This window comes from Rhodococcus sp. JG-3 (assembly GCF_000482405.1).
GTDB lineage: Bacteria > Actinomycetota > Actinomycetes > Mycobacteriales > Mycobacteriaceae > Rhodococcoides > Rhodococcoides fascians.
Genome location: NZ_KI519398.1, coordinates 3,938,336 through 3,961,941, shown reverse-complemented (window position 1 = coordinate 3,961,941; position 23,606 = coordinate 3,938,336). Strand labels below are relative to the sequence as shown.

General features: G+C 65.3%; 22 protein-coding genes and 2 tRNA genes. 11 read left to right on the top strand and 13 right to left on the bottom strand.

What is annotated here, in order from left to right; translation table 11 throughout:
• Positions 1-8: 8 nt before the first annotated feature.
• Both K414_RS0120145 and K414_RS0120140 read left to right on the top strand, forming a co-directional pair.
• Complete coding sequence (locus K414_RS0120145) at positions 9-488, top strand: ribose-5-phosphate isomerase (RefSeq protein ID WP_027497582.1); 480 nt, start codon at positions 9-11, stop codon at positions 486-488.
• Complete coding sequence (locus K414_RS0120140) at positions 489-1,283, top strand: DNA-formamidopyrimidine glycosylase family protein (protein WP_027497581.1); 795 nt, start codon at positions 489-491, stop codon at positions 1,281-1,283.
• A gap of 10 nt (positions 1,284-1,293) precedes the next feature.
• Here K414_RS0120140 and K414_RS0120135 read toward each other — a convergent pair whose 3' ends face one another.
• Together K414_RS0120135 and K414_RS0120130 are read right to left on the bottom strand one after the other, a co-directional pair.
• Positions 1,294-2,088, bottom strand: a complete 795-nt coding sequence (locus K414_RS0120135) for a hypothetical protein (RefSeq protein ID WP_027497580.1) — start codon at positions 2,086-2,088, stop codon at positions 1,294-1,296.
• A 111-nt stretch (positions 2,089-2,199) separates the two neighbouring features.
• Positions 2,200-2,273, bottom strand: a tRNA-Gly gene (locus K414_RS0120130).
• 170 nt (positions 2,274-2,443) lie between these two features.
• On the opposite strand from K414_RS0120130, the gene K414_RS0120125 reads away from it, so the two are divergent.
• The 5 genes from K414_RS0120125 to clpX all read left to right on the top strand — a co-directional run bounded on the left by K414_RS0120125 (position 2,444) and on the right by clpX (position 6,998).
• Positions 2,444-2,517: transfer RNA gene (locus K414_RS0120125), tRNA-Pro, on the top strand.
• Between the two features lie 101 nt (positions 2,518-2,618).
• The gene (gene tig, locus K414_RS0120120) at positions 2,619-3,998 is read left to right on the top strand and encodes a trigger factor (RefSeq protein ID WP_027497579.1); all 1,380 of its coding nucleotides are present in this window, start codon (positions 2,619-2,621) and stop codon (positions 3,996-3,998) included.
• Between the two features lie 83 nt (positions 3,999-4,081).
• Positions 4,082-4,732 (top strand): ATP-dependent Clp protease proteolytic subunit, encoded by a 651-nt coding sequence (locus K414_RS0120115; RefSeq protein WP_072692168.1) that lies wholly within the window; start codon positions 4,082-4,084, stop codon positions 4,730-4,732.
• Positions 4,733-4,779: 47 nt separating this feature from the next.
• Complete coding sequence (locus tag K414_RS0120110) at positions 4,780-5,421, top strand: ATP-dependent Clp protease proteolytic subunit (protein WP_008715342.1); 642 nt, start codon at positions 4,780-4,782, stop codon at positions 5,419-5,421.
• Positions 5,422-5,717: 296 nt separating this feature from the next.
• Positions 5,718-6,998 carry an ATP-dependent Clp protease ATP-binding subunit ClpX gene (gene clpX / locus K414_RS0120105; RefSeq protein WP_027497577.1) on the top strand — a complete coding sequence of 427 codons (1,281 nt, stop codon included), beginning with the start codon at positions 5,718-5,720 and terminating at the stop codon, positions 6,996-6,998.
• Positions 6,999-7,089: 91 nt separating this feature from the next.
• Here clpX and K414_RS27480 read toward each other — a convergent pair whose 3' ends face one another.
• The 3 genes from K414_RS27480 to K414_RS0120090 all read right to left on the bottom strand — a co-directional run bounded on the left by K414_RS27480 (position 7,090) and on the right by K414_RS0120090 (position 10,104).
• A complete protein-coding gene (locus K414_RS27480; protein WP_032406767.1) occupies positions 7,090-7,893 on the bottom strand; it encodes an N-acyl homoserine lactonase family protein in 804 nt (267 codons plus the stop codon).
• A gap of 6 nt (positions 7,894-7,899) precedes the next feature.
• Positions 7,900-9,261, bottom strand: coding sequence for an MFS transporter (locus K414_RS0120095; RefSeq protein ID WP_032368463.1), 1,362 nt, complete (start codon positions 9,259-9,261; stop codon positions 7,900-7,902).
• 168 nt (positions 9,262-9,429) lie between these two features.
• Positions 9,430-10,104, bottom strand: a complete 675-nt coding sequence (locus K414_RS0120090) for a TetR/AcrR family transcriptional regulator (protein WP_027497575.1) — start codon at positions 10,102-10,104, stop codon at positions 9,430-9,432.
• 109 nt (positions 10,105-10,213) lie between these two features.
• On the opposite strand from K414_RS0120090, the gene K414_RS0120085 reads away from it, so the two are divergent.
• Together K414_RS0120085 and K414_RS0120080 are read left to right on the top strand one after the other, a co-directional pair.
• Positions 10,214-11,104, top strand: a complete 891-nt coding sequence (locus K414_RS0120085) for a shikimate dehydrogenase (protein ID WP_027497574.1) — start codon at positions 10,214-10,216, stop codon at positions 11,102-11,104.
• A complete protein-coding gene (locus K414_RS0120080) occupies positions 11,101-12,993 on the top strand; it encodes a sugar phosphate isomerase/epimerase and 4-hydroxyphenylpyruvate domain-containing protein (protein WP_027497573.1) in 1,893 nt (630 codons plus the stop codon). Before K414_RS0120085 ends, K414_RS0120080 begins: the two co-directional genes overlap by 4 nt.
• Before the next feature lie 7 nt (positions 12,994-13,000).
• On the opposite strand, the gene K414_RS0120075 is transcribed toward K414_RS0120080, so the two are convergent.
• Genes K414_RS0120075 through pcaH form a run of 6 tightly spaced genes read right to left on the bottom strand, consistent with a single transcriptional unit; the run spans position 13,001 to position 18,919 of the window.
• Positions 13,001-14,212 carry an acetyl-CoA C-acetyltransferase gene (locus K414_RS0120075; protein WP_027497572.1) on the bottom strand — a complete coding sequence of 404 codons (1,212 nt, stop codon included), beginning with the start codon at positions 14,210-14,212 and terminating at the stop codon, positions 13,001-13,003.
• Positions 14,205-15,023, bottom strand: coding sequence for an IclR family transcriptional regulator C-terminal domain-containing protein (locus K414_RS0120070; RefSeq protein WP_027497571.1), 819 nt, complete (start codon positions 15,021-15,023; stop codon positions 14,205-14,207). The genes K414_RS0120075 and K414_RS0120070 overlap by 8 nt, the downstream gene beginning before the upstream one ends.
• The gene (pcaD, locus tag K414_RS0120065) at positions 15,020-16,183 is read right to left on the bottom strand and encodes a 3-oxoadipate enol-lactonase (protein ID WP_027497570.1); all 1,164 of its coding nucleotides are present in this window, start codon (positions 16,181-16,183) and stop codon (positions 15,020-15,022) included. Before pcaD ends, K414_RS0120070 begins: the two co-directional genes overlap by 4 nt.
• Positions 16,183-17,529 carry a 3-carboxy-cis,cis-muconate cycloisomerase gene (gene pcaB, locus K414_RS0120060; protein WP_027497569.1) on the bottom strand — a complete coding sequence of 449 codons (1,347 nt, stop codon included), beginning with the start codon at positions 17,527-17,529 and terminating at the stop codon, positions 16,183-16,185. The genes pcaD and pcaB overlap by 1 nt, the downstream gene beginning before the upstream one ends.
• A gap of 42 nt (positions 17,530-17,571) precedes the next feature.
• A complete protein-coding gene (pcaG, locus tag K414_RS0120055) occupies positions 17,572-18,210 on the bottom strand; it encodes a protocatechuate 3,4-dioxygenase subunit alpha (protein WP_027497568.1) in 639 nt (212 codons plus the stop codon).
• On the bottom strand, positions 18,203-18,919 hold the full coding sequence (pcaH, locus tag K414_RS0120050) for a protocatechuate 3,4-dioxygenase subunit beta (RefSeq protein WP_027497567.1): 717 nt from the start codon (positions 18,917-18,919) through the stop codon (positions 18,203-18,205). The genes pcaG and pcaH overlap by 8 nt, the downstream gene beginning before the upstream one ends.
• A 109-nt stretch (positions 18,920-19,028) precedes the next feature.
• On the opposite strand from pcaH, the gene K414_RS0120045 reads away from it, so the two are divergent.
• Positions 19,029-19,778 (top strand): CoA transferase subunit A, encoded by a 750-nt coding sequence (locus K414_RS0120045; RefSeq protein ID WP_202595074.1) that lies wholly within the window; start codon positions 19,029-19,031, stop codon positions 19,776-19,778.
• On the top strand, positions 19,775-20,458 hold the full coding sequence (locus K414_RS27475) for a CoA transferase subunit B (protein WP_051365183.1): 684 nt from the start codon (positions 19,775-19,777) through the stop codon (positions 20,456-20,458). Before K414_RS0120045 ends, K414_RS27475 begins: the two co-directional genes overlap by 4 nt.
• On the opposite strand, the gene fdhD is transcribed toward K414_RS27475, so the two are convergent.
• The gene (gene fdhD, locus K414_RS0120035; RefSeq protein ID WP_027497565.1) at positions 20,441-21,280 is read right to left on the bottom strand and encodes a formate dehydrogenase accessory sulfurtransferase FdhD; all 840 of its coding nucleotides are present in this window, start codon (positions 21,278-21,280) and stop codon (positions 20,441-20,443) included. The genes K414_RS27475 and fdhD overlap by 18 nt on opposite strands.
• Before the next feature lie 60 nt (positions 21,281-21,340).
• Positions 21,341-23,500, bottom strand: a complete 2,160-nt coding sequence (gene malQ, locus K414_RS0120030; protein ID WP_037220355.1) for a 4-alpha-glucanotransferase — start codon at positions 23,498-23,500, stop codon at positions 21,341-21,343.
• Positions 23,501-23,606 lie beyond the last annotated feature (106 nt).

The window sequence follows — 23,606 nt, the reverse complement described above, 5'->3', positions numbered from 1 at the left end:
CTCTAGGCATGCGCGTATACCTGGGTGCCGACCACGCCGGCCTCGAGTTCAAGAATCAGATCATCGACCACCTGACGGCAACCGGGCACGAGCCCGTCGACTGCGGTGCCTTCGACTACGACCCTGTCGACGACTACCCGGCCTTCTGCATCGACGCAGCACGTCGCGTCGTCGCCGATCCGGGCAGTCGCGGCCTTGTGCTCGGCGGATCCGGAAACGGCGAGCAGATCGCCGCAAACAAGGTGCCGGGCGCACGCTGTGCCCTCGCGTGGAGCGTCGAGACGGCGAAGTTGGCTCGCGAACACAACGATGCGCAGCTCATCGGCATCGGCGGCCGCATGCACACGTTGCCCGAAGCACTGGCCATCGTCGACGCGTTCCTCGGCACCCCGTTCTCGGGCGAGGAGCGCCACCAGCGTCGCATCGACATCCTGTCCGAGTACGAGCGCAGCGGCGAAGCACCCGAGGTTCCGGGAAAGTCCGAGTAAGTGCCCGAAGGGCATACCCTGCACCGACTCGCTCGGTTGCATCAACGTCGGTTCGGCGGGGCACCGGTGGAGGCGAGCAGTCCCCAGGGACGGTTCGTTTCCGGTGCCGCGCTGATCGACGGACTCGTGCTCGAGAAGGCAGAGGCGTGGGGCAAGCATCTGCTGCACCGCTACGAATCCGACCTGATCGTGCACATTCACCTCGGCCTGTACGGAAAGTTCACCGATCACGCTGTGCCACTGGACGATCCGGTGGGTGCGGTGCGTCTGCGCATCGTGGGGGAGAAGTACGGTGCCGACCTGCGCGGCCCGACGGCCTGCGAGATCTACACCGAGCAGCAGGTCGACGCCCTCCTGGCGCGTCTGGGGCCGGACCCGCTCCGCAAGGACGCCGACCCGGATGCGGCCTGGGCACGAATATCCAAGTCACGCACGGCCATCGGCACGTTGCTGATGGATCAGAAGGTGCTCGCCGGCGTCGGCAACGTCTACCGCGCCGAGATCCTCTTCCGGCACGAGATCAACCCGATGCGGCCCGGAAAGGACCTCGACCGAGCCGAGTGGGACGCCATCTGGCTGGATCTCGTGGACCTCATGGCCATCGGTGTCCGACGCGGTCGCATCATCACCATCCGGCCCGAGGACGATCACGGCGACACCTACGGTGCCCGCCGACCGCGTTCGTACGTCTACCGCAGGGAAGGCCTTCCGTGCCGCGTGTGCGGAGCCGAGATCCTGCACTCGACGATGCAGGCGCGAAACCTGTTCTGGTGCCCCGTCTGTCAGGCGACGTAAGGCGGGCGAGCTAGAACCCGCCGAAATCCCCTCCGCCTCCGCCGCCGTCGAAGAAGCCACCGCCGTCTCCGCTGTCGAAGAAGCCGCCGCCGTCACCGCCGTCGTTACCTGCTCCGGCGTCGCCACCGTCGTAATTGTCACCAGCACCCCCGTCGGAACCGTCCGCACCCAGGTCGCCACCCGCTGCGGTCTCGTCCGGAACCCCGGCCATGCCGGAGAACATCGCCGAGAACAGGAACATCGAGCCCATTCCCCATGCGCCGGCGACCAAGGCCGGACGCCACCACGGCTCGGAGTACCAGCCTGCGGGGACGGGTCGGCCCGCCACCCGTCCGCCGGGGTAGTAGTTCGGGGTCCGGTCCGACGGGTCCGGTGAGGCCGCGATCTCTCGTCCCTCGAAGTCGACCTTGCGTTCCTCGGTGACACGGCCTGCCTGCTGTTGGCCGTCGATGCCCTGCACCTCGGGGCCCGGGTCCATGCCCATCGCCAGGCGCGCTGCGCGAATGTAATAGAGCCCTTCCAACGCGGTCTGCTTGGCCAGCCTCGCCTGTTCGACGGTTGTCGCCTGGTCGATCTGCGAGCCTGCTGCGATATTGCGCTCGGATGCGTCGGCCAGGGCCTGCTTGGATGCGGTGTCGGAGCCGACGAGGTTGTAGACCTGGCCGCCGAGCCGCTCGATCGACTGGCGGGCGTCGGCCTTCGCATCGGCCAGTGCGGTGGCCGCGGCTGCGGCGGAGTTCTTCTTGCTGCGCAGCACCAGCAGTGCCACTACGGCCACGATGATGACGATCAGGACGATTTCCACTTCTGAGCCTTCCATCGGCGATACATGTCCAGTTCGTCCGATTCACTCGAACACTGTCGACGATACGCGGACACGAAAAAGCCCCGCACTCGTGAAGTGCGGGGCTTTCGATGGAGCCGATGACGAGAATCGAACTCGCGTAGCCTGTTTGGAAGACAGGGGCTCTACCATTGAGCTACATCGGCGTGCAAACAACAGTCGTGGGATCGCCAGTTCCGTCGCCTGCGTTTCAAGACTGTACCCAAAGCGGTTGCCGGATTCCAAACCGGCCCGTCGAGCCCGGTCTCACGGAACGTCATGGGTGGGGCGCCCATGAGGGGCTACTATCGGTTGCTGTTCAATGGTGTCCGTACGACGGGGTGTGGCGCAGCTTGGTAGCGCATCCGCTTTGGGAGCGGAGGGTCGCAGGTTCAATTCCTGTCACCCCGACAAATGAGAGCCGCGGGCACGGCTCACCGTGCTCGTGGCGAGCGGAAGACAGCAAGCCAGAACTGCCAGCAAGCAAGAATCACCACAAAGGAGCATGTCCCGTGAAGAGCACCGTCGAGCAGCTGAGCCCGACGCGAGTCCGTATCAACGTTGAGGTGCCCTTCGAGGAGCTCAAGCCTGATTTCGACCGCGCGTACAAGGCTTTGGCTCAGCAGATCCGCCTCCCCGGATTCCGTCCCGGCAAGGCTCCGGCCAAGTTGCTCGAGGCGCGAGTCGGCCGTGGTGCAGTACTCGAGCAGGTCGTCAACGACGCTCTTCCCTCTCGCTACTCCGAGGCCGTGACCAACGAGAAGGTCAAGGTCATCGGCCAGCCCGAGATCGAGATCACCAAGATCGAAGACGGCACCGAGCTCACGTTCACCGCCGAGGTCGACGTGCGTCCCGAGATCGAGCTGCCGGATTACTCGACCATCGGCGTCGTCGTCGATCCGCTCGAGATCAAGGACGAAGCCGTCGACGAGCAGCTGCAGTCGCTCCGTCAGCGTTTCGGAACCCTCACCGGTGTCGATCGCCCGGTTCAGTCCGGCGACTTCGTGTCCATCGATCTCTCGGCCACGGTCGACGGCGAGCACGTCGAAGAGGCCACCGCCAGCGGACTGTCCCACGAGGTCGGCTCCGGTCAGCTCATCGAGGGCCTCGACGACGCGATCATCGGCGTCTCGGCCGGCGAGTCGAAGGAGTTCACCTCCACGCTCGTTGCCGGTGAGTATGCGGGCAAGGAAGCCGTCGTCACGGTCAAGGTCGTCTCCGTCAAGGAGCGCGAGCTGCCCGAGGCCGACGACGAGTTCGCCCAGCTGGCCAGTGAGTTCGACACGTTCGATGAGCTACTCGCCGACCTGAAGACGCGCGTCGAGCGAGTCGCGAAGGTCGAGCAGGCCGGTCAGATCCGCGACAAGGTGCTCGAGACGCTGCTCGAGACCCTCGAGATTCCGGCTCCCGAGGCCGTCGTCAAGGCCGAGGTCGATTCCCAGGTGCACGAGGCCATCCACGGCCTCGATCACAACGAGGAAGCGCTCGCCGAGTTGCTCGAGTCGCAGGGTTCGAGCCGCGAGGAGTTCGACAAGGACGTCAAGGAGGGTGCCGAGAAGTCGGTGCGCACCCAGCTCCTCCTCGACGCCATCGCCGAGGCCGAGAACACTCAGGTCGGCCAGGACGAGCTGACCGAGCGGATCATCTTCCAGGCCCAGCGCTACGGCATGCCGCCCGAGCAGTTCATCCAGCAGGTCCAGCAGGCCAACCAGCTCGGTGCCGTGTTCGCCGACGTCAAGCGCGGCAAGGCGCTTGCCTCGGTCGTTGAGCGCGTCACCGTGACCGACACCAACGGAGCCAGCGTCGACACCGCCGAGCTGTTCGGCAGCCCTGCCGATGCTCCCGACGAGGTCGAAGCCGCTGATTCTTCCGAGGGCGAACAAGAGAAGTAACGCTCACAGCGAACGACGGCGGTTCCGGGACTCCGGAGCCGCCGTCTTTCGTTAGTGTCTGTGTCAGGAACCAACGATTTGTTATGGAAAAGGCAGGTACCGTGACTGTTCAGAATCCGGCGGCTTCGCACGAGCAGAGTCCCGTCATGACTTCGGCCGCAGCAGGGCTGAATCTCAGCGACTCCGTGTACGAGCGTCTGCTTCAAAACCGCATCATTTTCCTCGGTACCCAGGTCGACGACGACATCGCCAACAAGTTGTGCGCGCAGATCCTGCTCCTGTCGGCCGAGGATCCCACCCGCGACATCTCGCTGTACATCAACTCGCCCGGTGGCTCGGTCACCGCAGGTATGGCGATCTTCGACACCATGGAATTCGCCGAGTGCGATATCGCCACCTACGGGATGGGCCTGGCTGCCTCGATGGGCCAGTTCCTGCTCTCGGCCGGTGCGAAGGGCAAGCGGTACGCCCTTCCGCACGCGCGCATCATGATGCATCAGCCTTCGGCCGGTATCGGCGGCAGCGCTTCGGACATCGCGATCATGGCCGAGCAGTTCGCGCACACCAAGCGTGAGATGGCCGAGCTCATCGCTCAGCACACCGGCCAGACCGTCGAGCAGATCACCGAGGATTCCGACCGTGACCGGTGGTTCACGGCACAGGCGGCCAAGGAATACGGGTTCGTGGATCACGTCGTCAGCCGCGCGCGGCAGGCCGGCGGAGTCGGCGAGTAATTCGGCCGCTACCGGCGACCCTCGATCACTCACATCTTGGAGAAACGATGACAAACCTGTTCGATCCCAACCAGTTGCCGTCCTCGCGGTACATCCTTCCGTCCTTCGTCGAGCACTCGAGCTACGGCGTCAAGGAGTCGAACCCGTACAACAAGCTGTTCGAGGAGCGCATCATCTTCCTCGGCGTTCAGGTCGACGATGCGTCTGCCAACGACGTCATGGCACAGCTGCTGGTGCTCGAGGGCCTCGACCCCGACCGTGACATCACGATGTACATCAACTCGCCCGGTGGCTCGTTCACCTCGTTGATGGCCATCTACGACACGATGCAGTACGTCCGCGCCGACGTGGCGACAGTGTGCCTAGGCCAGGCGGCTTCGGCTGCCGCGGTACTGCTCGCAGCCGGTACCCCCGGCAAGCGCGCGGCTCTGCCGAACGCACGAGTACTGATTCACCAGCCCTCGAGCGGCGGAATCCAGGGCCAGGTCTCGGACCTCGAGATCCAGGCCGCCGAGATCGAACGTATGCGTCGACTCATGGAGACCACCCTCGGCCGCCACACCGGCAAGGATCCCGACGTGATCCGCAAGGACACCGATCGCGACAAGATCCTCACCGCCGAGCAGGCCAAGGACTACGGCATCATCGACACCGTGTTCGAGTACCGCAAGCTGTCGGCTCAGAAGTAGCACGCAAGTACCACCGGTCGGATCGCCTCGCGGTCCGGCAGACGATCGGACGCCGGGCACGAGTGGACAACTCGGCCCGGCTGTCTCGATTCACGCCCCGAATGCCGTGATTGGTGAAAACGGGCGGCGAATCACCGGAAACAACCCGCCCATGTTCGGCGAACACGGGTAGCGTCGCATCCAAGAACTCGGTCGGAGCATCTCGAACTCGGCATGCCATCGATCGAGAAGTAGCCCGTCCTTCCGCGTATGCGGTCGGCCGGGTCGTACGCGGACAAGGAAGTAGGAACCTCCGAATGGCACGCATCGGTGACGGTGGCGATCTGCTGAAGTGCTCGTTCTGCGGCAAGAGCCAAAAGCAGGTCAAGAAGCTCATTGCAGGACCAGGGGTGTACATCTGCGACGAGTGCATCGACCTGTGCAACGAGATCATCGAGGAGGAGTTGGCCGAATCGAGCGAAGTCAAGCTCGACGACCTGCCCAAGCCTTCCGAGATCAAGGACTTTCTCGAGAACTACGTGATCGGCCAGGACGCTGCGAAGCGCACGTTGGCCGTCGCTGTCTACAACCACTACAAGCGCATTCAGGCCGGCGACAAGGCGCGCGATGTGCGCGGCGAATCCGTCGAGCTGGCCAAATCGAACATCTTGATGCTCGGTCCCACCGGGTGCGGCAAGACGTATCTGGCCCAGACCCTCGCCAAGATGCTCAACGTGCCGTTCGCGATCGCCGACGCCACCGCACTGACCGAAGCCGGGTACGTGGGTGAGGATGTCGAGAACATCCTGCTCAAGCTCATCCAGGCCGCGGACTACGACGTCAAGCGGGCCGAGACCGGCATCATCTATATCGACGAGGTCGACAAGATCGCTCGCAAGAGCGAGAACCCGTCGATCACTCGCGATGTCTCGGGTGAAGGCGTACAGCAGGCACTGCTGAAGATCCTGGAAGGTACCCAGGCCAGCGTCCCGCCGCAGGGCGGACGTAAGCATCCGCACCAGGAGTTCATCCAGATCGACACCACCAACGTGCTCTTCATCGTCGCCGGTGCTTTCGCCGGTCTGGAGAAGATCGTGTCCGATCGCGTCGGCAAGCGCGGTCTCGGCTTCGGAGCCGAGGTGCGTTCCAAGGCCGAGATCGACACGCAGGATCACTTCGCCGAGGTGATGCCCGAGGATCTGATCAAGTTCGGTTTGATCCCCGAGTTCATCGGTCGTCTCCCGATGATCGCGTCGGTGACCAACCTGGACAAGGAATCACTGGTCACCATCCTGTCCGAACCGAAGAACGCGTTGGTCAAGCAGTACCGTCGACTCTTCGACATGGACGGCGTCGAGCTCGAGTTCACGTCCGAGGCACTCGAGGCAATTGCCGATCAGGCGATCCTGCGTGGCACCGGTGCTCGTGGGTTGCGCGCGATCATGGAAGAAGTGCTGCTTCCGGTGATGTACGACATCCCGAGCCGGGACGACGTGGAGAAGGTCGTGGTCACGGCAGAGACGGTCAACGACAACGTCCTGCCGACCATCGTTCCGCGCAAGCCCGAACGCCCGGAGCGTCGCGACAAGTCGGCCTGACCAGCTCCGGCACGACACCGAAACGAGCCCCGATCATCGAACGCGATGATCGGGGCTCGTTCTGTGTTGTGGAGGTTCTCGATCGAGGGTGTCAGCCGAGGACCGAGATGTGCGGGTGCAGGTCCGGGTCGACCGCGGCACACCGCTGCGCCACCAACGGGTCGTGGCCCGGCACGACATGCTCGGGGCTGTCGGCGAGTTCCTTGATCCGGTCGAACGCGCCGAACATGTCCGGCAGGCAGTGCAGAATCGCGAAGGGACTGTCGGATTCGATGTTCTCGTAGAAGTGACTCGCATCCGACGCCAGCACCAGGGTCCCGCGCTCGGTGTGCACGCTGACTACCTGCATGCCCGCGGTATGTCCGCCCACCGCATGCACCGAGAGTCCCGGTGCCAGTTCGCGGTCGCCGTCGACGATGTCGAGACGCGGACTTCCCGTGACGTGGTCGATGTCGGACCGCGAGTGCAACCAGCGTTCCTGCCCGACGCGGGTCGCCCACGGACCGTTCCAGTAGTCGAGCTCTTTCTGCTGGACGACGTAGCGGGCCGACGGCAGATCTGCGACGACTCCGGTGTGGTCGTAGTGCAGATGGGTCAGCACACATACGTCGATGTCACCGGGGGAGATTCCCAGCTCTCCGATGAGGTCCACGGGGGAGCCGACGTAGTCCAGTCCCTTCATCCGTGACGCCGTCGCCGGTGCGAGACCGGCGTCGACGAGGACGGTCTCGGTGTCCGACAGCGCGAGCCACACGTAGTACGCGGTGGGGTGCGGCTCGTGGCCGCGCTCGTCCGCATAGTGGAAGTGCGTGCTGCGCAGGGATGTTCGGCTCGCATAGCGCACGGCGTACACACGCCATTCACCGCTACGGTCCGGTCGCAGTCCGTCGATCATCGCGGGTCAGTTCGACGTCGTACGAGCGACCGACTCGCGCCGAGTCGTTCGAGTGGATCGCCCGAGCTCGTCGGTGGGCGTGCGATAGGTCTCCTTGGACGTGGACACGATCGCAACGTTGACGGCGCAGAACACGGCGGTGACGATGGCGACCGGCAACCACGCACCGATCTCGGCCCCGGCGATGGCACCGGCAATGGTGGGCGCGAATCCTGCTATGGCGAAACCGATCTGGGTACCCAGCGCAGTTCCGGTCAGACGGACCCGAGCCGGGAACATCTCGCCGTAGAACGAGGGCCACACACCGCCCGTCGCGCTGTGGACGAAACCGAACATGACGATGCCGAAGACGAAGATGAGCGCGTAGTTTCCGACCGAGATGGACCAGAGGTATCCGAACATGAGGATTGCGCAACCGATCGATCCGAACAGGAACACCGGCTTGCGACCGACACGATCGGACAGCGACCCGAAGAACGGGAGTGCAAACAGCGCGACGACGTTGGCGAGTACGCCGACCCACAGCATCGGAGTTCGTTCCAGGCCGACTGTGTTGACTGCGTACGACAGCGCATAGACGGTGAATATCGTACTGACCGAGGCGATCACGGCGGCAAACATGACTCGAAGAACGGCGGGCCAGTGCTCGGACAGCAGTTCGGTCAGCGGGAGACGCTGCGGCTCGGCGGACGCCACCTCTTCCTCGAAGACTGGGGTCTCGTCGAGCGAGCGCCGGATCAGGAATGCGGCGACAACGACGAATGCGCTGAGGAAGAACGGGATTCGCCAGCCCCAGCTGAGCAACTGGTCCTCGGGGAGCATGGCGACCGGGAGAAAGACTGCGGTGGCAAGGATCTGACCGCCCTGGGTGCCGCTGAGGGTGAAGCTGGTGAAGAATGCCCGTCGGTGGTCGGGTGCGTGCTCGAGGGTCATGGAGTTGGCACCCGCCTGCTCACCGCCCGCAGAGAAGCCCTGGGCCAGGCGCAGCAGGACCAGGATTATCGGGGCCGCGAGGCCGATGGATTCGTACGAGGGAAGGACGCCGACTCCGAGGGTGGCGACTCCCATCAGCAGGACGGTGGCAACCATGACCTTCTTGCGGCCGTAACGGTCACCGATGTGACCGAGCACCAATGCGCCCAGTGGGCGGGCCAGGTATCCGACCCCGAAAGTCGCCAGGGCCAACAACGTTCCGGTGGCGGGGTTGGAACCGGGAAAGAACACGCGGCCGAAGACCAGCGCAGCGGCGGTGCCGTAGATGAAGAAGTCGTAGTACTCGAGGGCGCTGCCCACCCAGGCCGCGGTTGCGGCTTTACGCGGGTTGGCTCCGGGGCGCAGGGGCGGGTGACCGGACGTGAGGGGATCCATCGGTGTCGTCTCTTTTCGTGTGACGGGAAGCCGGGCGCACAGTTCGACATCCACGACCCGATCGGCCGCTAATGTACGAAATAGTTAACTCCGGGCGCTCTTAGATATTGAACGTGATCCATGCCACGTGTCAACCCCCGATGCGATGCGGGTCGCTCGATCTCGGTGTCAGGCGTCGGTGGAGGTGAGGAACGCGATGATCATGTCGCCGAGCATGGCCCGCAGTCGTGTGCGGTGCGCCGGGTCGGTGAGGTCGCGCCCGAACAGTGCCTCGAACGTGTATCGGTTGGACAGCCGGAACACGCAGAAGCTGCTGATCGCCATATGGATGTCCAACGCGTCGACATCGGTTCGAAAGAGCCCGTCGGCCTGCCCGCGCGCAAGAATGTCGGCCAACAGCTCGGCGGCCGGATTGCCGAGATTGCTCAGCGCCTCGGAAGTGCCGATATGTTCGCCGCGCAGAATGTTCTCGGTCGATACCAGCCGGATGAAGTCCGGGTTCTGCTCGTGATGGTCGAACGTGACCGATGCGATGGCGCGGATCGCCTCGACCGGACCGAGTCCTTCGACGTCCACGGCTCGTTCGCGCTCGCGGATGCGGAGGTAGGACCGCTCCAGAACGGCCTTGTACAGGCCTTCCTTGTCGGTGAAGTAGTAGTACAGCATCCGCTTGGTCGTGTGTGTTCGTTCGGCGATCTCGTCGATGCGTGCGCCCGCGAAGCCCTTGTCCGCAAACTCCTCCGTGGCTACCTCGAGGATGTTGTGTCGGGTCAGATCGCTGTTGCGCCGACGTTTGACGGCCGGTCCGCTGTCGTCGGAGGTGTCGGTTGTACGCGGAGCCATGGGTCGACTCTATCGCCGCGAATTGCGGAGAAAGGGTGTGTGCGTGCCGTCACCGTAGTACCGTCGAGCTAACTCACCAATTAGTACATTAAAGCTCGAGGAGATCGACATGCCGGAATCCCTGCTCTGCGGGCTGATCGGGACGGGTATCGGCAAATCGCTCACGCCCGCGATGCACGAGCGAGAGGGTGCCGAGCACGGTCTGACCTACCTCTATCGGATCATCGATCTCGATCGGCGCGGGCTGACCGTGGACGACCTACCGCGGCTGGTGGCCACGGCAGCCGACCTCGGATTTCGCGGCCTCAACATCACCCACCCGTGCAAGCAACGGGTTCTTCACTGCCTCGACGATCTCTCGGAGGATGCCGCGCGTCTGGGTGCCGTCAACACCGTTGTGTTCTCCGACGGGCGCGCGATCGGTCACAACACCGACTGGTCCGGGTTCGACCGAAATTTCGGACGTGGCTTACCGGGAGCCGATCTGAGTGATGTGGTGCAACTCGGAGCCGGGGGAGCAGGTGCGGCCGTGGCATACGCGATGGCACGCCGGGGAGCCGCCAAGCTGACACTCGTCGATGCCGATCGTTCTCGGGCGCAGCAACTCCGAGACTCGCTGGCCTCGATGTTCCCCGAGTCCGAGATCTTCTCGACCGGACTCGATCGGCTCGGCGACGTGCTGAGCGCAGCGTCGGGGCTGGTGCACGCAACGCCGGTCGGAATGCTCGAGCACCCGGGATCTGCTGTGCCGCAGGAATTTCTGCGTCCGCAGATGTGGGTTTCGGAAGTCGTGTACAGGCCGGCCGAGACCGAATTGCTCATGCAGGCAGCGCGAGCGGGGTGCCGAACCCTGAGTGGCACCGGCATGGCCGTGTTCCAGGCAGCGGACGCCTTCGAGATATTCACCGGCCGAATTGCGAACGCAGATCGGATGATCGCGCACATGGGCACCCTCATCGACAGCGAAGATCGCGTCGCTGCCGCCGGGGCCTCCGCATGACGGCCATTGCCACGTCGGTGGCCACTGTCTCGCTCAGTGGGTCTCTCGACGAGAAGATGCGCGCCATCGCCGAAGCCGGGTTCGACGGCTTCGAGGTGTTCGAGCCGGATCTGATCAGCTCACCGGACCTGCCTGCAGACATTGCGAAGAAGGCTGCAGACCTGGGTCTGACCGTCGATCTCTACCAACCCTTCCGTGACGCCGACTCCGACGACCCGGACCAGTTCGCGCGCAACCTCGTTCGCGCCGAACGCAAATTCGACGTGATGGAACAGCTGGGATGCGACCTGCTGCTGGTCTGCTCGTCACCGTTGGCCGGTGCAGTGCGCGAGGACGACAAGTTGATCGAACAGATGGCAACTCTCGCCGAGCGTGCACATCGCCGCGGACTGCGGCTGGCCTACGAAGCGCTCGCCTGGGGTAGCCACGTCGACACCTACCGTCATGCCTGGGACATCGTCCGGCAGGTCGACCATCCAGCGCTCGGGACCTGTCTCGACAGCTTTCACATCCTCTCCCGCGGCGACGACCCATCCGGCATCCGCGAGATAACCGGCGAGAAGATCTTCTTCCTGCAGCTGGCCGACGCCCCGCACCTGGTGATGGACGTCCTGCAGTGGAGTCGCCATCACCGATGCTTCCCCGGTCAGGGGAACTTCGATCTGGCAACCTTCGGAGCCGACGTCGTGGCCTCGGGCTACACGGGCCCGTGGTCGCTCGAGATCTTCAACGACGTCTTCCGGCATTCGGACACCGGCCGAACGGCGTCGGACGCACACCGTTCGCTGCTCCACCTGCAGGAGCAGGTCCGCGGCGTCGACACCGTCGTGCCGAATCCCGATCTGTTCTCCCCGCCTCCGCCCGGCCCGATCGAGAACATCGTGTCCCTACGTATCGCCGCGGGCCCTGCCAAGGCCGCCCAGTTGGGTACCACCTTGCGTCACCTCGGCTTCGACCTCACCGCCGCGCACAGCGAACACGGACTGTCGCTGTTCACCCAGGGCCCACTCGCCGTCGCGGTCGACACGACCGTCGACACCCTGTGGACGGCACCGGGCGTCCCCGCCCACCTGCCCGCACTGGCCCAGATCGGGGTCCGCAGCGAGCGGCCCGATCTGTGGTTGACCAGAGCCCGCGCTCTGGGGGTCCCCGCCGCGACGGTCACCATGCCGGGCGTGGCCGACGCGACCGACGCGGTGGTGCGGCTCGCCGTCACCGGTGCAACCTCGCTCGACCTACGCACCCGAGACAGCGCCGGTGCCTGGCAGTCCGCATTCGACCTCGCTCCCAGAGTGCCTGTGCCGCAGGACAAGCCCCTGGTCTCGCACGTGGACCACATCGCCCTCGCGGTCCCGGCGGAAAGCTGGGACGGCGTGATGCTCTTGCTCCGCTCGGTGTTCGGCATGGTGCCCCGGGACGGTCAGGACGTCGTGGACGCGATCGGACTGGTGCGAAGCCAGGCCCTCACCCTGACGACCACGAACGGCACCATTCGCCTGTCGCTCAACATGGTTCCCGGTCGCCCGTCCGATGCCGACCCCCTGCCCGCCGCCCGCCGCGGAGGCGTCGGACATGTGGCGTTCGGATGCGAGGACATCTACGCCGCGGCCGAGGCAATGACCGAACGCGGTCTCACGCCGTTGCGCATCTCGCCCAATTACTATCGCGACCTGAACGCACGGTTCGGCCTCGGTCCGGACACCCTCGACGCGATGCAGCGGCTCGGCATCCTGTACGACGCCGACTCCGCAGGCGGCGAGTTCTTCCACTTCTTCACCGGCACCGTGGGCGACGACCTCTTCTTCGAGGTGGTGCAGCGGGTAGGCGGGTACGAAGGCTACGGGGAGACCAACTCGGCTGTGCGCCTGGCTGCGCAACTACAGCAGTGAGTAGCGATCAGGACAGTCGCTCGAACACCGCGGCCAAGCCCTGTCCGCCGCCGATGCACATCGTCTCGAGTCCGTAGCGGACTTCTCGGCGGTCCATTTCACGGAGCAGGGTGGCAAGGATTCGGGCACCGGTGGCCCCGACCGGGTGGCCGAGCGAGATGCCGGAACCGTGAGGATTCAACCGCGGGTCGTCCGACTCGATACCCCAGGACCGAGTCACGGCCAGCGCCTGGGCGGCGAAGGCCTCGTTGAGTTCGATGACGCCCATGTCGTCGAGAGTGAGCCCGAGGCGTCCGAGCGCTTTCTCGCTTGCGGGCACCGGGCCGATTCCCATGGTGCGCGGAGCGACTCCGGCAACGCCCCAGCTCGCGAGTCGCGCCAGTGGTCGGAGTCCCAGCGCCGCAGCCTTTTCGGGGGTGGTGACGATGGCGATCGCGGCACCGTCGTTCTGCCCGCTGGCATTGCCCGCGGTGACCGTCGATTCGGGATCGATCGATGCACGGATTGCCTTCAGCTTCGCCAACGACTCCACGGTGGTGTCGGCCCGTGGATGCTCGTCGGTCGAGACCAGAACAGGTTCCGACTTACGCTGGGGGACAGCCACACCCACGATCTCCTCGGCGAACACGCCGCTGTTCTGCGCGGCGACCGCCCGCCGATGCGACTGCACGGCCAGCGCGTCCTGATCGGCGCGGCTGATGGAGAACTCCTGGCGAAGATTCTCGGCGGTCTCGATCATGCCGCCGGGCACCGGAAAGTTCTTGCCACCCGCCGTCACTCGGGCCCGCGCAAGTCGGTCGGAGAGGGCGACCGCCTCGGCCTTGACGCCCCACCGCATGCCGGTGGCGTAGAACTCGGTCTGGCTCATACTTTCGACGCCGCCTGCCAGAACCAGGTCGTTGCCGCCGGACTGCACCTGCATGCACGCCTGCAGTACTGCTTGTAGGCCGGAGCCGCAGCGTCGGTCGATCTGCATGCCGGGCACGTCGATGCCGAGATCGGCGTCGAGGGCGGCGATTCGACCGATGGCCGGTGCATCACCGTTCGGTGACGCCTGACCCAGGATCACGTCGTCGATGTCCGCTCCGGAGATGCCCGTTCGCGCAACGAGTTCGGTGATGACCGTGGCCGCGAGGGCCTGGGCGGAAATGTCGCGGAACTGGCCACCGAAACGGCCGACGGGGGTACGCAGGGGCTCGCAGATCACGGCTTCAGGCATGGGTGTTTCCTCGCTTGTCGTTGGCTCCGGTACTCACCCGGAGCAGATCGGTCTCGATGGCGCGGGTGGCGTCGAGCAAGGCCGGGAGTAGTTCGGCGCGCACGGCGTCCGCAGAATGACGTGCAGCTTGGGTCGAGACGTTGGCTGCGGCGACAACCACGCCGGCGCTGTCGCGGATGGGTGCGGCGATCGAACGCAGGCCCTCTTCGAGTTCTTGGTCCACCAGGCAGAAGCCGTCGACCCGCACTCGTTCGAGTTCCCGCGCGAGCGAGGCCGCGGTGGTGATCGTCTTGCCCGTCAACGGCGTCAACCGCACTCGCTCCAGGTACGCATCCAGCTCGTCCTCGGGAAGACCGGCCAACAGCACCCGGCCCATCGAGGTCGCGAACGCCGGAAATCTGGTGCCGATGTTGATGCCGACGGTCATGATGCGGCTCACCGGAACCCGGGCGACGTACACCACATCGTCACCGTCGAGTATCGACACCGAGGACGATTCACGCACTCGTTCGGCGAGCGCCTCGAGATGGGGACCCGAGACCTCGGGGAGCGAAAGACTCGACAAGTAGCTGTACCCCAATTCGAGTACTCGCGGGGTGAGCCAGAACATCGAGCCGTCGGTACGCACGTATCCGAGTTCGACGAGTGTGAGCAGAAACCGCCGGGCGGTCGCGCGAGTCAGGTCGGTCGCTCGGGCCACGTCGGCCAGCGTTCGACGCGGATGCTCGCCGTCGAAGGCTCTGATCACTGCCAAGCCGCGTCCGAGAGACTGGACGTAATCCGAGGACGGCGGTGTGTCCGCGGCACTCACGAGGTTTCGCTCTCGGTGATGGCGGCCTGAGCCAATGCGAAAGCGTTGTTGCTGTTCGGTACTCCCGCGTAGACGGCGGTGTGCAAGAACACCTCGGCGAGTTCGTCGGGTGCGATACCGGCACGCAACGCCGCTCGGATGTGCATGTCGAGTTCGTGGTGGTTACCCAGGGCCGTCAGAACGGCCAGAGTCAGCAGTCGGCGGGTGTGGTGGTCGAGTCCGGGACGAGCCCAGACGTCGCCCCACGCAGTTCGGGTGATGAAATCCTGGAACGGGGACGTGAATTCGGTTCTCGATGCGATGCTGCGGTCGACGTGGGCGTCACCGAGCACACTGCGCCGTACGGCCATTCCGGTGTCGTGCGCCGCGGACCGTCCGGCGGAGTACGCATTCGCTCCGACGTGAGCGGCAATGGCCGCCGTGACGCGGCCGGCCTGTTCGACATTGGCCAGATGTGCGGCCGGGTCGAGTGTCACGAACGTCGATCCTGCAATGCCATCGGCGATGATGCGCAGATCGTCCGGAGTGGTCGACGGATCCTGTCGGCCCGCGATCACGAGGGTGGGAGCGGCGATCCTGGCGAGGTCCGCGCGAGAATCCCACTCGGACAATGCCTCGCAGCATGCCGCGTACCCCTCGTCGGAGGTCTCGGCGATCATGCGTCGACACCGTGCGACGAGATCGGTGTCGCGGGCGGCGAGTTCGGGCGTGAACCACCGTGCGAGTACGGCGTCTGCGAGTGCTGCTGTCCCCGAGGCGCGGACGGTCGCGGCTCGGTCGATCCACTGAGCGGGTTCACCGAACTTGGCGGACGTGCACAGCAGAGTCAGAGTGCGCACCCGCTCGGGGCGATGAATCGCAATCCATTGAGCGACGGCACCGCCGAGGGAGAGTCCGACGACGTGGACGCGTTCCAGAGCGAGTGAATCCAGCAGTGCAAGAACGTCATCGGCGAGATCGGCCACGGAATAGGGGCCGGGGGGTACCGGTGATCGACCGTGTCCCCGTAGATCGACCGTCAACACGTGGACAGAAGCCGAGAGTGCGCCCACCTGCGGGTCCCACATCGATCGGTCCGAGCCGAGCGAGCCGATCAGCACGACGGTATCCGCATCGGGGTGCGGCCCCTCGGTGCGGTGGTGAGCCAGAGTGACTGTCATCAGATGTCCTTCGAATCCGTGGGGCGTTCGGTGTCCGGTGCACATGCAGCGAGGATGTCGTCGACCAAGTCGGGTGCGTGACCCACATAGCCTGCTGGATCCAACATCTCGCGCACCGCCGCCGGCGTCAGGAAGGCGGTGATGGCGGGATCCGTGTCCAGTGGCGCACCTGCTGCGCATCGGTCGGTGACGATGTCGCGGGCGCGCTCGGTGTGCGGTGCCAGCGCCGCCGTGACCCGTTCGGCGAGAAGTGCACCACCCGTCGCTTCGAGGTTGCGCGCCATGGCATCTGGATGCACATGCAGACCGGTCAGGCTCATCGCTATACGATGCGCACCGCCGCCGGTGAGGCGTAGCAGATCGGTGACGGTCTCCCATTCGGCGTGCCACGGTCCAGCGGCGCGCTGCTGCTCGTGGTCCATGTTCGCCAGCACTGTCGCAACGGCTCCCGGCACCCGGCGGGCCGCAGCCCGCGCGGTGACGGCGGCGATCGGGTTGCGCTTGTGTGGCATTGCCGACGAACCTCCCGGCGCGTTCTCGGACACCTCGGCCAGTTCGGTGGCGGACATCGACACGATGTCCCCGGCGATCTTCGCAATGGAGCCCGCGGCAATACCCAACGCGCACGCCAGATCTGCGACGGTGACGCGGTCGGTGTGCCAAGGCGCAGTCTGTGGTGCCAGATCCAGGGCGTCCGCGAGCGCGGCGGCAATGGCCGGACCGTGCGGATGTACGGCGGCCATCGTTCCGGCGGCACCACCGTATTGCACACAGCACGACCGCCGAACCGCCGCGAGACGGTGACTCGAACGATGCAGCGCCCCAGCCCAATTGGCGGCCACCAGCCCGAAAGTAGTGGGTAACGCCTGCTGGCCGAGGGTGCGCGCGACCATAGGAGTGGTTCGGTGCGCCAGCGCCAGGCCTCGCGCCGCGGTGTGTGCATCACCGAGCGACGCCTCGACGACCGTGAGTGCGTCACGTGCGACGAGCATGGACGCGGTGTCCATGATGTCCTGGCTGGTCGCCCCGGGGTGCACTGCAGCAGCAGGAACTCCGCGCTCGGACACCGCGTTTCGCAGCACTTTCACCAGTGGTATCACCGGATTCCCACCGGCCGCTGCAGCCGCTCCGAGTGCTGTGATGTCCAGAGATTCACCCAGCTCTGCCGCGACCGCGGTGATGATGTCCGCATGCTTCGCGTCGACCACGCCGACAGAGGCAGCGGCCCGGGAGAGGGCTGCCTCGACGTCGAACATCGCCCGAACCCAGCCTCGGTCGCCGACGATCGGTGCGATGATCTCGCTGCCGAATGTCGGATCGAACAGTGCCCCTCTATCGGAAGCCATGGTCCTCTTTCACCGCGTCGTCGATCAGTTCGGGAGCGTGCATCACAGCGCGAAGAACGGGGTCTCGTCTCCGTCCGGATCGGTGTTCTGTAACACGATATCGAGGTGGTAGCCGCCGTCCACTGTGGTGGCGACGAGTCGGGCTCGCTTGTCGGCGGGCAAGGCGGACAGCACCGGATCGATTTCGTTGGCCTCGGCCTCGTCCGGGAAGTACATCCGCGTGACGACCCGCTCGAGCATTCCGCGGGCGAAGATTCCGACGTCGATGTGGGGTGCTTCGACGAGGTCGTTCTCGGCGGGCAACGGCCCTGGTTTGATGGTCGTGATCGTCATCGTTCCCCGTGCATCGGCAAATGCTCGACCGAAGCCGCGGAAACCTGCGACACGTGGTGCCACGGCACCCCGTGGATCGTCCGGATGGTCGAAGCGTCCGTCGGAGTCGGCCTGCCAGGTCTCGATCATGGCGTCGGACACCGGTTGACGAGCCCCGTCCACGAGGGTGAACGTCAGGGTGATCGCGTCGGCGGTGCCGGGAGGTACCACGTCCTGTCCGTCCGGCCACAGCAGACCGATGTGGACGTAGGGCCCGACCGTCTGAGAGGGCGTCTGACCGAACGGTGCGGTGGTGAAATCGGCACCGGTCACCACCGGGTACCGGGGAGCGAACTCGGGGTCAGTCATCGTGGTCGTCCTCCTCGAACGGGGTGGCGTTGCGTCCGCGCAGAACGATGTCGAACCTGAACCCGAGAGCCCAGTTCGGTTGTGTTGCTTCGTAATCGAAGGTGCTGATCATGCGAGCACGCGCGTCTTCGGGGGCTGCGTTGTAGATGGGATCCTGGAAGAACATGGGGTCGTCGGGGAAGTACATCTGCGTCACCAACCGCTGGGTGAATGCGTGACCGAACAGGGAGAAGTGAATGTGGGCAGGCCGCCATGCGTTGTGGTGGTTGCCCCAGGGGTACGCGCCCGGTTTGATCGTGGTGAACCGGTATCGGCCGTCGGCATCGGTGAGTACTCGGCCCACGCCGTCGAAATGTGGGTCGAGAGGTGCAGGCCAGCGATCACCCGAGTGTCGGTAACGCCCGCCCGCGTTGGCCTGCCATACCTCGACGAGGGTGTTCGGGATCGCTCTGCCGTCGCTGTCGAGCACTCGTCCGTGCACGATGATGCGTTGACCCTGAGCTTCACCACCTCGCGCGAGCGTCAGGTCGGCGTCGGAGTCGGTGACCCGTCCCTCGCCCAGAACCGGACCGGTGATCTCGGTCAATCGTTGGGGGAGAAGAGTCAGCGGCTGCGCCGGATGCCGCAGGGCAGTGGTCCGGTACTCGGCGAAGTCGCGTGGTGCATGGACACCCGTCTGGTCCCGGTACTCGGGCGGGAGATGAAGCATCGACAGCTCCTGACGATCGTGGTGATCAAGCGCACTCGCCACCGTATACATGTGTTCGCATGGTGGCAACCTGTTCACATAACGCACATTGTCGGGTACCGTCGCTGCCATGTTGGACAAAGTCGTGGCCAGTGCCACAGAAGCGGTAGCGGACATCCCCGACGGGTCGTCGATCGCCGTGGGCGGGTTCGGGTTGGTGGGAGTGCCGGAGATCCTGATCGCCGCGGTGCTCGAGCAGGGAGCTGCCGACCTCGAAACCATCAGCAACAACTGCGGGACCGACGGCTTCGGTCTGGGAGTGCTGCTGGCGCAGCACCGCATTCGGCGCACGATCAGCTCGTACGTGGGATCCAACAAGGAATTCGCACGGCAGTACCTCGGCGGCGAACTGGAGGTGGAGCTGACCCCGCAGGGCACCCTCGCCGAGCGGCTGCGAGCCGGTGGTGCCGGTATTCCGGCGTTCTTCACCCCTGCGGGTGTCGGGACGCAGGTGGCCGACGGCGGATTGCCGCTGCGCTACGACGGCAGCGGCGGCATCGCCGTGGCGAGTCCGCCGAAGGAGACCCGGGAATTCGACGGGGTCACCTATGTGATGGAGCGCGGCATCGTCGCGGACTACGCCTTGGTCCACGCCTGGAAGGGCGACAGGCACGGAAACCTGGTGTTCCATGCCAGCGCACGGAACTTCAATCCACCCGCCGCCGCGTCGGGTCGGATCACCGTGGCGCAGGTCGAGCACCTGGTCGAGCCGGGGGAGATCGGTCCGGACGAGGTGCACACCCCGGGCATCCATGTGCAGCGGGTCGTGCATGTCGGCCCGGTAGAGGTCGGCATCGAGCAGAGGACGGTACGAGCATGAGCGAGAAGATGTCCCGCGAACAGATGGCCGCCCGGGTGGCGCAGGAGCTCGGCGACGGGCAGTACGTCAACCTCGGAATCGGCATGCCGACCCTGGTGCCCAACTACATTCCGACCGACGTCTCGGTGATTCTGCATTCCGAGAACGGCGTGCTCGGCGTCGGCCCCTATCCCACCGAGGACGAACTCGATCCCGAGATCATCAACGCGGGCAAGGAAACCATCACGGTGCTTCCCGGCTCGTCCTACTTCGACTCGTCGCAGTCGTTCGGAATGATCCGCGGCGGCCAGGTCGACGTCGCCGTGCTGGGTGCGATGCAGGTCAGCGCCACCGGCGACCTCGCGAACTGGATGATCCCCGGGCACATGGTCAAGGGGATGGGTGGTGCCATGGATCTGGTGCACGGTGCCCGTCGCGTGATCGTCATGATGGAGCACGTCTCCCGGAAGGGTGAACCGAAGATTCTGCAGTCCTGCACTCTGCCGCTGACCGGGAAGGGCTGCGTGCACAGGATCATCTCGGACATGGCGGTTCTGGACGTCACCGACGACGGACTGCGCCTCGTCGAGACCGCGCCGGGAATCTCGGTGGACGACGTCAGGAACGCCACCGCAGCCGAGCTACTCGTCGATGTTGCTAGCGAGTGGAGCCTGCGGACCGACTCAGGAGATACCGTCTGACACAAGAACGCGGTCGGCGCGGGAGTAGATGTTCATCGACCGGCCGCGGAGAAAGCCGATCACCGTCAGTCCCGATTCGGTCGCGAGATCGACCGCGAGAGACGACGGTGCAGACACCGCAGCAAGTACGGGGATCCCGGCCATCACGGCTTTCTGTGCCAGCTCGAACGAGGCGCGGCCACTGACCATCAATATCGTGCCGCGCAGCGGAACTCGATCGTGCTCGGTGGCCCAGCCGACGACCTTGTCCACCGCGTTGTGGCGTCCGACGTCCTCGCGGAGGACGAGCATGTCGCCGTTCGCAGTGAACAGTGCCGCAGCGTGCAAGCCGCCCGTGGTGTCGAAGACCTTCTGCGCTGCGCGCAGGGTGTCCGGTAGCCCGGCGAGGGTATCGGACGTCACCACGACGTCGTCGTCAGCAGGAGAATGCTTGGTGCGCAACCGGATTGCGTCGAGTGATCCCTTGCCGCAGACCCCGCACGACGAGGTCGTGTAGAAATTGCGTTCCACCCCGGTCTCGGGGGCTGCCACGCCCGGTGCCAGTGTGACGTCCAGGACGTTGTAGGTATTCGCGCCCTCGTCGTCGACGCCGTCGCAGTACCGCGCCGCAGCGATATCGGCACGCGATGCAATGACGCCCTCGGTCAGCAGGAAACCGTGGGCCAGTTCGACGTCGTGGCCCGGCGTACGCATCGTGACGGCAAGGGCTCTGCCGTCGACGCGCAGTTCCATCGGTTCCTCCACCACCAAGGTGTCGGGACGGTCGACTCGGTGTTCGCCGCGTATTCGGACGACGGGTCTGCGAGCGGTGATCCGGCCCATCAGTGCCGACTCGATACGCGGCGACGTCGAAAGCTCATACCTCGATTGTGGACCCTCGTGTCATCGGTCCGACGACTCGGTTGCCATTGCCTGCACGAGCGACACCAATCGCGGGTGTTCGGCGAGGTCGTCGACCAGCACTGCCGAGCCGTCGGAGTCGGCGAGCGGGACCTTCCAGTTGCCGTACTGGGTCTCGTCCGTACCCGGTTGGTTCTGAATGCGATGTTCACCGACCGCGTCGACGAGAGCGACGCCGATCAGCAGTGACGGGCTGCGCTGGACCAACCGGTGCAACGCCTCGACGGTCTCGTGGTTGTCGGCATCGGCAGCGAGTAAACCACGGGTACGGGCCAGGTCCAGGACCGCCTCTCGCGCACGGGAATCCACTTCCTTTTCCGCATCGATGTCTCGCTCGAGCAGGCCGAGTCGGGACCGCAGTTCGATGTGCTCGCCCTCGAGGTATCCGGCGGTGGGAGGCAGGTCGTGCGTCGTCACCGACGTCAGGCACAGAGTCCGGTAGTCCTCGGGCGGGATGGGTCCGGAATCATCGGCCTCGAACCACAGGATGGAGGTACCGAAGATTCCGCGCTCGGTGAGGTATTCCTGCACCATCGGCTCGAACACCCCGAGGTCCTCGCCGACCACTACCGCACCCGCGCGCTCGGCTTCGAGGGCGAGGATGCCGATCAGCGCCTCGTGGTCGTATTCGACATACGTTCCGCCGCCGGCGTTCTCGGCCTCCTGCGGAATCCACCACAACCGGAACAGGCCCAGGATGTGGTCGACGCGGATGCCCCCGGCGTGACGCAGAATCGTGCGCAGCATGTCTCGGTACGGGACGTAGGCCATCTCGCGCAGTCGATCCGGATCCCAGGGCGGTTGATTCCAGTTCTGGCCCTGTTGGTTGAAGTTGTCCGGCGGCGCGCCCACGGTGACTCCGGACACCAGTACGTCGCCGAGCGTCCACGCATCGGCGCCGCCGCGGGCGACTCCCACCGCGAGGTCGTGCATGACGCCGATCTCCATCCCGGCGTCGAGCGCGGCTCGCTGGGCAGCGGCCAGCTGCTCGTCACAGATCCACTGCAGCCACATGTGAAAGTCGATGCGCCCGGCCAGCTTTGCGCGTTGTTCGAGGACGAAATCGGTGCGTGGGTGCGCTGCGCGATCGGTCCATGCGGGATCGTTCGGGCCGAACTTCTCCGCCAGCGCGCTCCACACCGCAAAATCCCGGAGCCCGGTGCCCTCGCGTTCGACGAACGCCCGGAACGCGGACTCGCGGGCCGGACTGCGCTCGACCTTGTGGACGCGTTCGAGGGCGCGGAGCTTGGCCTTGAACGTCGCGTCCCGGTTCAGCTTCTTGGTGCGAACGTTCGCCTTGTCGAATCGAGCCGCGGCATCCTGGATCTTGCCGAACTGCTTGGGCGAGAGCAGCGCCGTCTCCCGAATGTTCTCGACACGGATGTACAGCGGATTGAAGAAGCGTCGCGTGGTCGGTAGATACGGAGAGGCCTCCACGGGCGTCGTCGGCCGGTCGGCGTGCAGCGGATTGACCAGCAGATAGTCGAATCCATGCACGCGGCCGGCGATGTCGACCATGTCCTCGAGGTCGGCGAGATCACCGATGCCCCACGAACGCGTCGAGCGCACCGAATACAGCTGTGCCAGCAGACCGGTACGTTGCCTGTCGGCAAGTTCGGCATTGGGCGACAACGACTTCGGTGTGACCACGACGACCGTGTCCGAGGTTCGGACGGTGTTGTCCTCACCGATCGTCGTCGCAGTGAGGCTGTGCCATCCCAGCGGGGCATCGCCGGGCACCACGAACGTGGCACGTCCGATCAGCCGTCCGTCCACCTCGCGCGGATCGACCCAGACGTCGGCCTGCGGTACCTCGATGGCGTCGCCGTCCTCGGACACCATCGACACTTCCACCGGATTGCCGTGTGGCACATGCACCCACACCGTCGCGTCGGTGCCCTGGGTCGTGACGACCACGGGCGGAAGCAGGCGACGCCACGGTGCGTTCTCGATGTCCTCCAGTGCCCGATCGACATCCTCGGTGGTTTCGGTCGCGTAACCGCGTGCAGCCAATACCTGCCGCAGGGTCGCGTCGCTCACGTCGTGCTCGGTGTCGTCCCAGCCTCGGTACGACGTCGACGTACCGAGCCGCTGGGCGAGAGTCCGTAGGGCCTGCGAGTAATCCTCATCCGAATGTGCCACGGTGTCGATCGTGCCAGTTCGACGGGCGCACGTCACCCGCACCGGTCGGCCGTTCACCGCAGGTTCGTTCCGCGGTGCGTTCGGGGGCGACACTCGCGTACTGCGA

Coding starts and splice junctions, on each gene's coding strand:
- K414_RS0120145 (WP_027497582.1), top strand. CDS start 9: ATGCGCGTATACCTGGGTGCCGACCACGCCGGCCTCGAGTTCAAGAAT.
- K414_RS0120115 (WP_072692168.1), top strand. CDS start 4,082: ATGGAAAAGGCAGGTACCGTGACTGTTCAGAATCCGGCGGCTTCGCAC.
- K414_RS0120110 (WP_008715342.1), top strand. CDS start 4,780: ATGACAAACCTGTTCGATCCCAACCAGTTGCCGTCCTCGCGGTACATC.
- clpX (WP_027497577.1), top strand. CDS start 5,718: ATGGCACGCATCGGTGACGGTGGCGATCTGCTGAAGTGCTCGTTCTGC.
- K414_RS27480 (WP_032406767.1), bottom strand. CDS start 7,893: ATGATCGACGGACTGCGACCGGACCGTAGCGGTGAATGGCGTGTGTAC.
- K414_RS0120095 (WP_032368463.1), bottom strand. CDS start 9,261: ATGGATCCCCTCACGTCCGGTCACCCGCCCCTGCGCCCCGGAGCCAAC.
- K414_RS0120090 (WP_027497575.1), bottom strand. CDS start 10,104: ATGGCTCCGCGTACAACCGACACCTCCGACGACAGCGGACCGGCCGTC.
- K414_RS0120085 (WP_027497574.1), top strand. CDS start 10,214: ATGCCGGAATCCCTGCTCTGCGGGCTGATCGGGACGGGTATCGGCAAA.
- K414_RS0120080 (WP_027497573.1), top strand. CDS start 11,101: ATGACGGCCATTGCCACGTCGGTGGCCACTGTCTCGCTCAGTGGGTCT.
- K414_RS0120075 (WP_027497572.1), bottom strand. CDS start 14,212: ATGCCTGAAGCCGTGATCTGCGAGCCCCTGCGTACCCCCGTCGGCCGT.
- pcaD (WP_027497570.1), bottom strand. CDS start 16,183: ATGACAGTCACTCTGGCTCACCACCGCACCGAGGGGCCGCACCCCGAT.
- pcaB (WP_027497569.1), bottom strand. CDS start 17,529: ATGGCTTCCGATAGAGGGGCACTGTTCGATCCGACATTCGGCAGCGAG.
- pcaG (WP_027497568.1), bottom strand. CDS start 18,210: ATGACTGACCCCGAGTTCGCTCCCCGGTACCCGGTGGTGACCGGTGCC.
- pcaH (WP_027497567.1), bottom strand. CDS start 18,919: ATGCTTCATCTCCCGCCCGAGTACCGGGACCAGACGGGTGTCCATGCA.
- K414_RS0120045 (WP_202595074.1), top strand. CDS start 19,029: ATGTTGGACAAAGTCGTGGCCAGTGCCACAGAAGCGGTAGCGGACATC.
- K414_RS27475 (WP_051365183.1), top strand. CDS start 19,775: ATGAGCGAGAAGATGTCCCGCGAACAGATGGCCGCCCGGGTGGCGCAG.
- fdhD (WP_027497565.1), bottom strand. CDS start 21,280: ATGGGCCGGATCACCGCTCGCAGACCCGTCGTCCGAATACGCGGCGAA.